The sequence below is a fragment of the Streptomyces sp. NBC_00829 genome, assembly GCF_045161795.1.
Taxonomy (GTDB): Bacteria; Actinomycetota; Actinomycetes; order Streptomycetales; family Streptomycetaceae; genus Streptomyces.
Genome location: NZ_CP108867.1, coordinates 8,761,746 through 8,774,311 on the forward strand (window position 1 = coordinate 8,761,746; position 12,566 = coordinate 8,774,311).

Annotated in this window: 12 protein-coding genes and 1 pseudogene; 10 read left to right on the plus strand and 3 right to left on the minus strand. The window is 68.5% G+C overall.

Going from position 1 to position 12,566, the window contains the following annotated elements; genetic code table 11:
• Positions 1 to 27 precede the first annotated feature (27 nt).
• The 9 genes and pseudogenes from OG293_RS39275 (at position 28) to OG293_RS39315 (ending at position 7,070) form a co-directional block, all read left to right on the plus strand.
• Complete coding sequence (locus OG293_RS39275; protein WP_405996702.1) at positions 28 to 795, plus strand: transposase; 768 nt, start codon at positions 28 to 30, stop codon at positions 793 to 795.
• Between the two features lie 111 nt (positions 796 to 906).
• Positions 907 to 1,561, plus strand: a pseudogene (locus OG293_RS39280) (transposase); the annotation flags it as partial.
• Between the two features lie 182 nt (positions 1,562 to 1,743).
• Positions 1,744 to 2,694 (plus strand): hypothetical protein, encoded by a 951-nt coding sequence (locus OG293_RS39285; RefSeq protein WP_405996701.1) that lies wholly within the window; start codon positions 1,744 to 1,746, stop codon positions 2,692 to 2,694.
• Positions 2,695 to 2,774: 80 nt separating this feature from the next.
• Positions 2,775 to 3,683 (plus strand): hypothetical protein, encoded by a 909-nt coding sequence (locus OG293_RS39290; protein ID WP_405996700.1) that lies wholly within the window; start codon positions 2,775 to 2,777, stop codon positions 3,681 to 3,683.
• Positions 3,684 to 3,695: 12 nt separating this feature from the next.
• Positions 3,696 to 4,721, plus strand: a complete 1,026-nt coding sequence (locus OG293_RS39295) for an ImmA/IrrE family metallo-endopeptidase (RefSeq protein ID WP_405996699.1) — start codon at positions 3,696 to 3,698, stop codon at positions 4,719 to 4,721.
• 147 nt (positions 4,722 to 4,868) lie between these two features.
• Positions 4,869 to 5,153 carry a DUF3892 domain-containing protein gene (locus tag OG293_RS39300; RefSeq protein ID WP_405996698.1) on the plus strand — a complete coding sequence of 95 codons (285 nt, stop codon included), beginning with the start codon at positions 4,869 to 4,871 and terminating at the stop codon, positions 5,151 to 5,153.
• Positions 5,154 to 5,267: 114 nt separating this feature from the next.
• The gene (locus OG293_RS39305; RefSeq protein ID WP_145887661.1) at positions 5,268 to 5,528 is read left to right on the plus strand and encodes a multiubiquitin domain-containing protein; all 261 of its coding nucleotides are present in this window, start codon (positions 5,268 to 5,270) and stop codon (positions 5,526 to 5,528) included.
• Positions 5,503 to 6,672: a ThiF family adenylyltransferase gene (locus OG293_RS39310; RefSeq protein WP_405996697.1), complete on the plus strand. Its 1,170-nt coding sequence runs from the start codon at positions 5,503 to 5,505 to the stop codon at positions 6,670 to 6,672. Before OG293_RS39305 ends, OG293_RS39310 begins: the two co-directional genes overlap by 26 nt.
• Positions 6,669 to 7,070 carry a DUF6527 family protein gene (locus tag OG293_RS39315; RefSeq protein WP_405996696.1) on the plus strand — a complete coding sequence of 134 codons (402 nt, stop codon included), beginning with the start codon at positions 6,669 to 6,671 and terminating at the stop codon, positions 7,068 to 7,070. Before OG293_RS39310 ends, OG293_RS39315 begins: the two co-directional genes overlap by 4 nt.
• A 91-nt stretch (positions 7,071 to 7,161) precedes the next feature.
• On the opposite strand, the gene OG293_RS39320 is transcribed toward OG293_RS39315, so the two are convergent.
• A complete protein-coding gene (locus OG293_RS39320) occupies positions 7,162 to 8,202 on the minus strand; it encodes a hypothetical protein (RefSeq protein ID WP_405996695.1) in 1,041 nt (346 codons plus the stop codon).
• Positions 8,203 to 8,862: 660 nt separating this feature from the next.
• Between OG293_RS39320 and OG293_RS39325 the strand changes: the two genes are divergently transcribed.
• Positions 8,863 to 9,822: a 5'-nucleotidase gene (locus OG293_RS39325; protein ID WP_405996694.1), complete on the plus strand. Its 960-nt coding sequence runs from the start codon at positions 8,863 to 8,865 to the stop codon at positions 9,820 to 9,822.
• 273 nt (positions 9,823 to 10,095) lie between these two features.
• On the opposite strand, the gene OG293_RS39330 is transcribed toward OG293_RS39325, so the two are convergent.
• Positions 10,096 to 11,295, minus strand: a complete 1,200-nt coding sequence (locus tag OG293_RS39330) for an endonuclease domain-containing protein (RefSeq protein ID WP_405996693.1) — start codon at positions 11,293 to 11,295, stop codon at positions 10,096 to 10,098.
• Between the two features lie 125 nt (positions 11,296 to 11,420).
• Complete coding sequence (locus OG293_RS39335) at positions 11,421 to 12,551, minus strand: TniQ family protein (protein ID WP_405996692.1); 1,131 nt, start codon at positions 12,549 to 12,551, stop codon at positions 11,421 to 11,423.
• Between the last annotated feature and the right edge of the window lie 15 nt (positions 12,552 to 12,566).

Consider the following 12,566-nt stretch of genomic DNA (forward strand, 5'->3'; position numbering starts at 1 on the left):
GACGTCTGCAACTGAGATGATCCCGCGGTGGCTGGTGTGATCACGGCGTCGGAGTCGTCCTGGATAGCTCCATTCAGCGGACTGAGCCCGCGCCTGTTCGGAAAGCTGGTGACTGCGCTGCGGCGAGACGGCGCGGACGCCGCCAGCAAGGGCCGACCGTGGGGGCTACCGCTGGAAGATCGGGTGCTGCTGGTGTTGCCCTACTGGCGAACGAACCTGACGATGCGCCAGCTCGCGCCGCTGTTCGGCGTCTCGAAGTCCGCCGCGGGCCGCATCATCGACCAGCTCGGGCCGATGCTCGCGCTCCGGCCCCGCAAGCGGTTCCGGAAGGACACCGTTCTCATCGTGGACGGCACCCTCGTGCCCATTCGTGACCACAGCATCGCCGAGCGGTCGAAGAACTACCGGTACTCCACCAACCACCAGGTCGTCATCGATGCCGACACCCGGCTCGTCGTCCTGGTCGGCCGGCCGCTGGCAGGCAACCGCAACGACTGCAAGGCATGGGCGGAATCCGGCGCGAGGGACGCCGTAGGTACGGCTACGACGATCGCGGACGGCGGCTATCCGGGGACCGGCCTGGTGATGCCGCACCGCCGCCGCAAGGGCGAGGAACTCCCCGCCTGGAAAGAGGCGCACAACAAGTCCCACAAGCAGGTCCGGGCTCGCGTCGAGCACGCCTTCGCCCGCCTGAAGTGCTGGAAGATCCTGCGGGATTGCCGCCTCAGGGGCGACGGCGTCCACCACGCCATGCTCGGGATAGCTCGCCTACACAACCTCAACCTCGGCGGATAGGACAACGGCCCACTGGCTAAGCGGTCACACCGCGACCACACCAAAGATCATTACGGGACAGCCCTTAGGCCCTCGTTCCCGCGCCCGTCGGAGGCGCTTTCCAGGTGAGGTATCGGGTTGTACCCGCGTGTCCGCGTCGAGGGTGGTGGCCGCGGGGCGGTCTCACAGGCCGGGGCGGTGCTGCTGGTCGAGACGGTCCGTACGTCCGGCCTGGACACCACGATATCGGCGGCAACGGCGCCGTGGCGCAAGCCGCGAACGGTGCACGATCCGGGCAGGATCCTTCTGGATGTGGCCCTGGCTGTCGCGCTGGGCGGAGACTGCCTGGCCGACATCGGCATGCTGCGGGCCGAGCCCGAGGTGTTCGGCCCGGTGGCCTCCGATCCGACGGTCTCCCGTCTCGTCGACGCTCTCGCCGCAGCCGGGCCGAAGGCACTCACCGCGATCCGGTCGGCGCGGGCAGAAGTACGGTCGCGGGTCTGGGAGTTGGCCGGTGCGGACGGTCCGGCCGCCGACGGCACCGTGATCGTGGACATCGACGGCGTGCTGGTCCTGGCGTACTCTGAGAAGCAGGATGCCACCGCGCTGGAAGAAGACCTTCGGCCATCACCCGCTGGTGGCGTTCGTCGACCACGGCCAGGCCGGGTCCGGAGAGCCGGTGGCTGCCCTGCTGCGGCCCGGCAACGCAGGCTCCAACACCGCCACCGATCACATCGAAACCACCCGGCTTGCCCTAGCTCAACTGCCCCGACACGAGGGTACGGGGGTTGATGGCGCCGGCCGATCGGCCGGTGACGCCCAGCTGGTTGGTCGGCTGGTGGGGCTGTTCCGCGAAGCTAGGGGACCTTGGGCGTGTCGCGCGCCTGGGGGTGTGGATGTTGGTGTATGCAGACTTGAAGGTCGGCGGCTGCAGGCGCCGAGCGGGGAGCAGGGGATTCGGGGTGGCTCGTGGCAAGCGGGGCTTTCGAGGAGCTGCAGACCGGCGAGTTCGGGCCGGCCACGTTTGATCTGTTGCGGCGGCTGGTCCACCAGGTGCGCCGTGCCTCCGGCTTTCCGCCCCCGGAAGGGCACACTGTCTGGAGCGATGACGCGGCTTACGACGTGATCAGTGCGATGTTGTCCCAGGAAGGAGCGGGACAACGGTTCGTGACCGTCTGCTTCGCCCAGGCCGCCGACGAGGCCTCCCTGGAGCGACTGTTCCTCACTTCGATCAAGAACTTCCTCATCGATGAGGCGAAGAAGACGCCGCGGGGCAAGCTCCGGCGCCGCATCGCCCGCTTGATGGACGAGGACACGGCCTACCGGAAGAGCAAGGGCTCACCGCCGCGCTGGGCGTTGGCCGACCATGCCGAGGAGGCCGTGTGGCAGGGAGATCTCGACGATCTCATCGCACAGGCGGCACGGGTGACAGGTGTCGGCATCACCCGCTGGAACCATTCCGGCCCCACCCCCAAGCAGACGGTCCATGCCCTCAAGACCATCCTCCTGTGCGTGCTCCAGTACGCCCAGGGAGCGGTGCGGGAGGAAGACCTCGCCAAGGTCCTCGAGGCCCGGTTCGAGCTCCTGGCGCCAGCCCGCTTCACCGCGCTGTACGCCGATGAAGGGACCGTCGCCGAACTCGTCGACCAGCACGCGGCCACCGCCGCACCGGACCCCACGGGAGTCGACGGAGTGGCCGAGGACATCTGGCAGCGCCTCTCACCCAACGAACGCCTGCTGCTTCCCTACCTCGACGAGGACGCCCATCACGCGGCGCAGCTGCTGGAGATCCGGCAAACGCATGCGGCTGCCGTCCTATCGAACCTCAAGACAACGCTCCGTGCCGCCCTATCCGCGGACAGTGACCCCCGCACGGTCATAGCCGCCCTGCTGCGGCGCTGCGGCGAGGCTCCTTCGTGAACAGCCCCAGTTACGTCGTCTGGATCCAGTGAGAAGAGAATGCGCTGATGGACCACAGCCGAGGAGACGGGGGAGACGGCATGAACTCTGTCCACACTACTGCCTACCAACGGCTGGTGGCCGCCGCGGCGGGACTGAAGGTGCCCGACGCCGTCCGCCAGGTGGCCACCGCACCACCCCAGGACCCGCTGCCGGGCCAGATCTGGCGCGCAGTATGGGAGGACACCATCCAGCTGCTGCTGATCACAGCCGCCGGCGACGATGACACCCTGCGCGCCGTGCCAGCCTCCTTCGAACAGTACGCCGACACCGACACCGTGCTCCTGCCCGCTCAGGCGACCACCCTGGAACAGCCACTGGCACTGTGGTGGGGCCTGGAAGCCACCCTTCCGTGGTGTGTGCTGGACCGGCAGGTCAGCGAGCTGACCAGCCGCCCTTCCGCCTTCACGTCCCGCACGCTCGCCGCCGCCGTGCCCGGCACACAGTGGGGGAGCGGCACAGCCCCGTCCTCGCCAACCATCGAGTACCGCGCAGTCCTGGCCGACCAGCTCGCACTCCTTGCCTCGGCACAGTGGGCCCCCCAAGGATCGGGAGGCCTCAACAAGCTGTTTCGTGACCACGGCATCACCGCCCCGCAACTGGGGGCCGAACTGAAACTGCCGCCGCCCCAAGCGCTCGCCGTATGGAGAGGGCAACTCGCCCTGACCGCCGACCAGGCCGCCACACTCGCTGAACGCCTCGAGCAGTCGGCCAGCCAGCTGCTCGAGGCCAACCCCGCCTTGCCGCCCGCCGTCGTGCACGAACTGAACCGCCCCCTGCGCCGCAAGCAGGTGAAGGCGCTCGCCGCCCAGCACGACGAGACCGAACGCGACGCCCGGCTGCGCGCCGCCTACGGTATCTACACGCTCGCGGCACGCGACGACGACCGCACGCAGCCGAACTGGACGGCACGCACGAACCGCTACTTCGAACTGCGTCTGGGCCAATAGGGGGCATACCGCGTGGTCAACTACGTGCTCGCCGGCGCCGCCCGGACCCAGGCCGCTGCGATGATCCAGGAACTCGAAGCGGCTCGTCCCGGCGCGGTCGAGCGCCTAGCACAAGGCGCCCTCGCGGAGCTGAGAACCTGGCCCGAGCTGACCGTCCTGGAGGTCGACGAGAATCTGACGGAACAAGGGTGCAGCGTCGCCGGAGCGTACGACTTCGGCCCGCCACCCCACCTGTCCGTCGCCACGTCCGCCAGCCGTGCACGGCGGGACTTCACCGCCCTGCACGAATTGGGCCACCACCTGCAGAAGAACAGCTTCGCCCTCATGGAGCCCTTTGGCAGGGAACCCGACGGTGGCCTCCTCCTGGAGGATGCAGCCTGCGACGCGTTCGCAGCCGAGATCCTGCTCCCTGCGCCCCTCGTCAACCAGCACCTGGACACCAAGGGACCCACCGCGTCGACGGTCACCCAGTTGTGGCAGGCGAGCAACGCCTCCCGCATGGCGGTCTGCGTTCGAGCCGTCCAGCATCTCCCTGCCCCCGGCCACATCCTCCTCCTCGACACCACAGGACACCTCGCCTTCGCCGCATCCCACGGCCTTCCGCCCCTGCGACGCGGTAGCTTCCAGGGCGACATAGCCGTCATCGACCGCGCGCTCACCGGCTCCGGCCACGCACGAGGGCTGACTCAGGTCCGCTACCGCGACGGCATCCTCGGACGACAACTCCACATCGACACCGCCCCCATGGACGGCTACCTCATCGCCGTCCTCGTCACTGACTCCGCCCCCTGGCGCACCTTCACCCCACCCACTCCCGACACCGGCCCCCAGGCACGCGACTACATCTGCGCGAACTGCGACGAGGAGTACCGCTCCTTCGACCCCGCCTGCCGGCGCTGCCACATCCCCCCGTGCCCCGACTGCGGCCGCTGCGCCTGCCCGCGCCGCGTCACCGAACGCCTCTGCCCAGGCTGCTTCACCCTGCACCCGCCCTCGATGTTCCCCTCGGGCAGCGACCGCTGTCTCAACTGCGACTGACGCCTCGCCACCCCCATCTGCAACACGCTCACCCCTACCCGCGAGTTACGTCGTCCGTCCCAGGCGAAGCACCCCACCCAGGGGTGATCACGGAACCCGGGCGCCGGCCGCGGGCGCCGTCGGAACATCGCCGGCAGGAACAGAACGATGGCTATTCAGATCACCTCGGTGCGCCTGTCGACCGGCGGCACCACGCACGAACACATCACCCACCTGTGGTGGACCGAGCAGGCGTCCGGCAAGACCGGCGACAACACGCGGGCGCAGATCGTCGACTGGATCGAGAAGCAGGCCGGCAAGGCCTACACCAGCGACCGAGCCGGGCACCGCACGGAAGTCGCCGTGGTGACGCCCGCCCGAGGCGAGAAGTACCTGAGGACCCACGCCGAAGGCGTGTGGACCAACAACCTCCTCGCCCTTCCCCGGCGCTGACCCGCCACTACAACATGGCTGTCCGGCGCGCCGCCCCTGCCGTGGCCCGCCGGACGCTCGCCCCGCCCGGGGCACCTCCGGGCGAACACACGACCCCCTCACCTAGGAGGACCCATGTCTCAGGACAGCCACGGGCCCGCGCCCGTCACGATCATCGTCAACGCCCGACCGCACACCTGGGAGGCGAAGGAGATCACCTTCGAGCAGGTCGTCGACCTGGCTTACCCCGGCCAGCCGCCGAACGACCAGGACACCTACACCGTCCGTTACAGCCGCGGCCACGACGGCCACGGAACGGGCAGCCTCACCGCCGGCCACAGCGTCAGAGTGAAGAAGGGGATGGTCTTCGATGCCTACCGCACTTCTCGCTCGTGACCCGGACCTGGCCCGCCTCCTCGACGACGGCTACGACGTCGTCGTCCACGCAGGCCACATCATCGTCCGGCACATCCCGTACGTCACCGAGAACCGCACCGTCGAACACGGCTTCCTCGCCTACCCCGTGACCGTCAGCGGGGACCGCCTGGTCTCCGGAACCGACCACCGCATCTGGTTCAGCGGCTCCGCCCCCTGCGACGAGCACGGCCGCCCCCTGGCTCTCGCCAATCCCGAGAACCGGGTGATCGCCGAGGGCATGCAGGCGAACTTCATGCTCTCCAGCAAGCCCAGCCCCGACGGCTACCCCGACGAGTACACGAAGATCACCGCGTACTCGAGGATCATCGCCGACCAGGCACACGCACTCGACTCCACGGCCACCCCCACCCCCGGCGCCGCATGGCAGGAGCTCGAGGACGACAGCCCCTTCGCCTACCGCGACACCGCCACCTCCCGCGTCGGCATCGCGGCGGTCAACCGCCGCTTCCGAGGCCACCGCATCGTGATCGTCGGCCTCGGGGGCAGCGGAAGCTACATCCTCGACCAGGTCGCCAAGACCGAGGTCGACTCGATCCTCCTCATCGACGGCGACACCTTCGACAACCACAATGCCTTTCGAGCCCCCGGCGCCCCCACCCTCGACACCCTGCGTGACCGCCCGCCCAAGACCACCTACCTTGCCTCGATCTACGCGAACATGCACCAAGGTCTGTCCGCCTGCGAGCAATACCTCGACGAGGACAACCTCGACCTGCTCACCGGGGCCACGTTCGTGTTCCTCGCCTCCGACGACACGGCGAGCAAGCCGGCGATCATCGACTGGCTCGAAGCACACGACGTACCGTTCATCGACGTCGGCATGGGCATCGAAGAGATCGACGGCCGCCTCAGCGGACTCCTGCGCGTCACCACCAGCCTCCCGGGCCGCCGAGACGCAGCCCGCCGCCGCATCCCCCAGCCAGCGCCCGAACGCGACGCCTACGCACGCAACATCCAGACCGCGGATCTCAACGCGCTCAATGCAGTCCTGGCCGTCATCCGTTGGAAACGCTCCATCGGTATCTACGCCGACGCCACCGACGAGAGCCACACCACGTACTCACTGATCACTAACGAGATCGCCAACGAGGACCTGCCGTGACCGCACAAGACACCCTGCGCCCGGTCTTCACCGAGACCTTCCCCCCAACGATGGACGCAGGGGTTCTGTACGTCTCGATTCCTTACCGCACCTGCGGTCACCTCTGCTGCTGCGGTTGCGGCCACGAGGTCATCACACCACTCTCCCCAGCCCAATGGTCCATCATCTACGACGGCGAGAACGTGTCTCTCACCCCCTCGATCGGCAACTGGGTACTCCCGTGCCAGTCGCACTACTGGATCCGCAACGGCCGCGTCCGCTTCAGCCGCCGTTACTCGGCTGTGGAGATTGCTCAGAACCGTGAGCGTGATCGTCGCGAGCTAGTCCAGGGCACCCAAGAAGCCCGGCCGAGGCCGCTGGCCAGGCTGCGTCGCTACCTGCCGCTCCGGCGCCGGTAGCCAACGAGCCGGCGCAGAGGCCGGTGGGGAGGACTCCCTGCCCCGCAGAGCGCCGGAGGACGTGATGTGGCCGCCGTCCCGTGCGACGGGATCAGTCCAGCCAGTGCACCAGACGGGCCCTGTCGTGGACCGCCAGGGCCCGTTCTTCGAGGCCGAGCGCGTACTGTCGGGCCTCGTTGCTGCCCTGCGTGAGGAGCAGGGCGGACATGCCCAGCAGGCGGGCGCTGCCCAGGCAGGCCGCGTCGAGGGCCAGGGCGAGCATCTCGGGGGAGATGTCATGGGCGGACAGGGTGCCGCCGCGGTAGCGGGCCATGTGAACGAGGCCGATGGGTGTGCTGTGCGTGACCTGGCTCAGCAGCGAGTACGCCACCGGTAGCCAGCCAGGCTCGGGGTAAGGCGCCCCCATGAGCAAGAGCATCTCGTCTATCGACGGCAGCGGCTGGCGGCCCTTGGATAGCGTCTCCGGCCCCTCGACGACACTGTCGGGCAGCCGGAACAGCCTCGTGGCGGCGGCGAGGGTCACCCCGTTGCCGGCGAACAGCGCGATCGTCTTCTTCTTCCGCGCCCGGAACTCGTCGAAGTAGCGAGTGGACCGCTGGACGAACGCGTCCTCGTCCTCCAGATCTTGGGCCAGCCAAGTGAACCGGGCAGCTTCCTCCAGAAGCATCCGCGCGGCGAACACCGTGGTAACGGCGGCATGATCCTCGAAGGTGCTCACGACGGTCGCGAACGTGGAATGTGCCCCTGCGTAGGCCAGAACGCTCGCCAGTTTGGGATCGCCGTGGGCCCGGGGGTCCGTGGCCCAACTGCTGACGAAATCGTTGTACTCACGGACTGCCGCGACGATCGGACCGACATGGGCGATGTCTGGCAGCAGGTCACGACGGGCCACGAGGGCCTCAGGCCGAAGACGCCGCTTGCGTGCCTGGACTCTGACCTTCGGTCGGACACCGACAGGCGGCTTCGGGTCGCCCAGACCATGCACGGCGCTCGCCGCGGCAACGACGTCCTCGGTCAGCCGCATCAGCGTCCCAAGGAAGCCAGCCTGCTCGACCTCCGGCGGCCAGCACTCCGGAACGGCCGCGCACACGCCCAGCAGCGTGACCGTCACACCCACGGCCGCGACATGCATGAACAGCGCTTCGTGATCAGCACGCAGATCATGGCCCGGGACACCGCCGACAGTCATGCTGCTCTGCAGGCCCAGCAGGTTGCCGTGGCCGGCATCCAGATGAAACCGTAGCGCTCGAGTCGCTGCCCGCATAAAAACCACCGAAGGGTCTGTCTCCCGCCCGTCAGGCCACGTTCCGTCAGTCCTGTACGACTCCCTGCCCATCCCCGCCCCCCGTCTTCCGCTTCTTCTCACCATTCTCACCTTGCCGCCGCAGGCCCGAACGGACTCCGACAGCCCCACGTGTCAGCGGTCATGCATTACGTGATCGTCGACACCACGCCATCAGTCTGTGGGCACCGTCCCTGCGGCAAGGCCCCGGTGGTGCCGACGTGGCACGGTGTCTTTCGCGAACTGCATCCGGCCGCACGCCGGTTCTCCGACGGTAGGTATGTCACCAGGTCGAGTGAGTGCGATCTGGGTGAGGTCCGCCGCCGCGGCGAAGAGGCTCTAACTGTAGAGCTCTCCTACTGAGGTGGACGGTGGCCGGGCTCTTGGCTGCGTCTTCGGTAGATCCCGGCCAGCAGCGCTTCCGGACTGCTCGGGGTATGCGCGACGGGCCCGGCGACGAGGCTGGTGCGATGATTGAGACGTAAGAACGGGCTGACCAAAGGGGTTGCTGTGGCCGCGTACGAACTGGCGAACCGGCTTGTCATCGGTATCGCCTCCAGCGCGCTGTTCGACCTCGCAGAGTCGGACGCCGTCTTCCGGGAACAGGGCGAGGAGAGCTACCGCGCCTACCAGGAAGAGCATCTCGCCGACACGCTCCGCCCCGGGGTTGCCTTCCCGTTCATCCGCCGACTGCTGTCACTGAACGACCTGAGCGAGGAAGGCGACCCCCTGGTTGAGGTCATCGTTCTGTCTCGGAACGACCCCGATACCGGGCTTCGCGTCATGCGGTCGATAGAGGCCCATGAGCTGCCGATAAGCCGGGCCATCTTCATGCAGGGCCGCTCGCCCTACAAATTCATGCCAGCCCTCAACATGTCGCTGTTCTTGTCAGCGAACGACAGCGACGTACGCGAGGCCGTCTCACAGGGACTGCCGGCAGGACACGTTCTGGGTGAGCCGTACGAGGATGACAGTAGCGATCGCGACCTGCGTATCTCCTTCGACTTCGACGGCGTCCTTGCCACCGACGCGTCGGAGCAGGTGTACCAGACGGGAGGCATCGAGGGGTTCCGCGCCCACGAGGTGCTGAACGCCGCGGTTCCGCACGATGCGGGACCACTGAAGGATTTTCTTGCCAGCATCAACCGTATCCAGCAAAGGGAGGAGGAGGAACGGCAGAAGGGCGTCGAATATCGGATCCGTCTCCACGTGTCACTCGTCACCGCACGCAATGCCCCCGCGCACGAGCGGGCAGTGATGAGCCTGAAGCGATGGGGAGTGACGGTCAACGACGCCTTCTTCCTCGGAGGCATCGACAAGGGCGAGATCATGAAGGTCCTCAAGCCACACATCTTCTTCGACGACCAGGAAAGCCATCTGGCCAGCACGTCGCGGACCACCCCTAGCGTTCACGTCCCCTTCGGGAAGATCAACGAGCCGAACGTTCTCGAGGACCTGCCGAAGTCCTGACATCGCCCACCAGCGCCGCAACGTCGGGCAGTTCCGCATCCGGGAAGCGGCAATGGTGTGAGCGGCGGTCATCCAGACAGCTGGTGAGGCTCATGCCGTCACCCCCGGACGGATTCCGGCAGGAGCGGGGAGTGTGTGTGTAGGCCATGACGTGTCTCGTTTCGTTGATGCCGGGGAGAGGCGGCGTCTGTGCTGCGTTCTGCCGGGCGCCCGGGCCCGCAGGCGGGCTCGGGGGAGAAGTTCAGGAACCGAGGCGATGAGGGGGACGGGCCGTCAGGCGGTGTCCTGGCCGGGGGCGTCGGCATCGGCGTCCAGGGCCTTGTCGACGAACTCCCGTACCAGCTGCCTGACCTGGGTGGCGGGCACGACCTGCTCCCACTGGGGTGCAAACGCGCACTGCCAGCAGCGCATCCGGAAACGGACCGATCCGTCCTCCTGAACCGAACCCCACGCGGAGTGGGGCTGCTTCGCGCACGGGCCGTGAGGGTCGGGCACGAACGTCTGCAGCACGATGTCGGGCTGGTGGCGCGGCGGCACGGTCCTGTCGCGGCGGCAGCCCTCGCACTGCAGGAGGTGGCGGACCGCGCCCGGCTGGTGGATGAACCGGTGGCCGCCGCCTTCGTAGGTGTTGCAGCTGGCACACACCGGCCCGCGCACGAATCCGTGCGTGTGACAGTGGTCCCAGTACACCGCCTGCCGCGGACCGGGACACATCCGGCACAGGAACGCCTCCGGCTGCGAGTTCTTCAGCAGCGACGCATACAGCCGACCGCGCAGGTGGTCCTTGTAAGGGCGGGCGACGGAGGCAGCACACGCGGGGCACAGAGTGGTGTAGCCGCTGTTGCTGGACGTGCGCCACTTCCCGACGTCTCCGGTGGCGTTGCAGCGACTGCATCGGGCGGCCTGTTCGACGCACTCGGCGGCGATCCGGTCCGCCCGGTCGAGGAGGGCAGCGTAAGCGCGCGGGACCATCCAGGTGGTGCCGGACCACGACAGCAGCGGCAGGGGACTGGTGCACGCGATGGGCGACCGGCCGTAGCGTTCCTTGACCTGCTCGAAGGTCGCTCCGCACCCTAGCCCGTAGCAGTTGGGCCGGGTTCTGTTGCACGGCTGCTGTCCTTCGCAGCGGCAGCCGTTGGCGCTCTGGTCCTGGTAGGGGATGTGCTCGAACCAGCGGTGGATCTGTGAGCGCCACGTCCGGTTGTGCTCGGCGGACGAGAGACGGGCGTCGACCAGGTCGTCGGGGTCGAAAGGGAGCGAGGCGAGCCGGTTGCCGGCCGCGCGGATGTCCCGATCGTCCAGCCGCCACCGGCCCTTGTACTTGTAGCCGCGAACGGCGGTGTCTCCGATGAGGACGTGGTTGCTGGTCTGGAAGGTGTAGCGGGACAGCGAGGCGGGTGCCGCGGGGACGGGGCAGCCCTCGGTGAGTTCCGCCAGTATCTGGTTGGCGTACTCCGGACTGATTGATGCCATGGGTGTGTCTCTCCTTCGTGCGTGAGGGATGAGCGGGCGGGGTGTGTGGCGGCCTGCGGACGCTGGCGAGATATGGCTGGGGGCGGAGCTGGCTGGCGGGGAGCCGGGGACGGGGCCGGGAGAGGTCACGGGCACGGCGCCGGCCCGGACCGCGGCGAGGGCACCGGTTCCCAGCCACCGGTCAGGAAGGCCGCCCCGGCCTCTGCGCAGATGCTGCGGGGACGGCGGTCGGTGAGGAAGCCGACGCGGTCGCTGTACTCGGTGGGCCGTACAGCCGGCCGGTGCACCGTCCACAAGCCGTCGCTTTCGGTGCCGTCCGCAGCGGTGAGCCGGCGCAGCCACCGATCGAGGGGATCGGTTTGTGCGGCTGTCCTGGGCCTGGTGCGGGTGTAGGCGATCAGCCAGTCCGCGAGCCACGGCCTGCCGGCCCGGCGGCTGATTTCCCGGAGCAGCAATTCCATTGCGGCGCCTGCCCCTTGGGCTGCGGCGGTCTCGCGCAGCCGCTGCTGCCAGCGCGGAGCGCCGAGCAGCCGGGCCACGGCGATCGTCTCCGGGTAGGACACCAGCGCATGCGGCACCACGGCCGCCGGCACGGATCCCGTGACCGCGGCCAGCCGGCGTACACGGTCCTGCCAGACTGTCTCGGATCTCCACCCCTGTACCTGCCACGACCACACCACCGCCGCGGCGAGGGCCACCACGTCCGCCGCATCCGGACGGGCTCGTGCGAGAGCGGAGTGGTGTCGGTGAGCGGTGAGGACCTCGGGCAGGGTCTCCAGCGGAATGCTCGCCGGCCTCCCGGGATGCGCGAGGAGCCAGCGCCGGTGACGTCGGCAGACGTGCCCGGCCGTTCCCGGGTACACCAGAACCGGCTGTCCGGGTCGCCAGGCCCGCCCGGTACACGCAGGACAGGTCCCCACCCATGCCTCGCCCGGCATGTACCAGGCCGCCCGCGGGTTGTCGTCGTCCGCGAGCCGCCCGTGCGGGGCGGCAAGAGCGGGCAGCAGGCGGATGAGCCGGGTCAGGGGAAGACCGGTGGAGCGGGCCAGGGCTGTTCGCGCGGGTGTGTTGAGGAACAGTTCCAGGCCGCTGCCCGGGGTGCCCGTCACCTGCACCCGGTGCGCGCCGCTCAGGATGCCCCGCAGCAAGTCCTGCGCGGGCAGACCGTAAGGGGCGGCCATCCTGCGGAACCAGGAGCCGGTCAGCTCCCCCGCCACGGGCGGGATACGAACAAGCGTGGAGGCGGAGGCTTGCACCGGCATCGTCCTTTG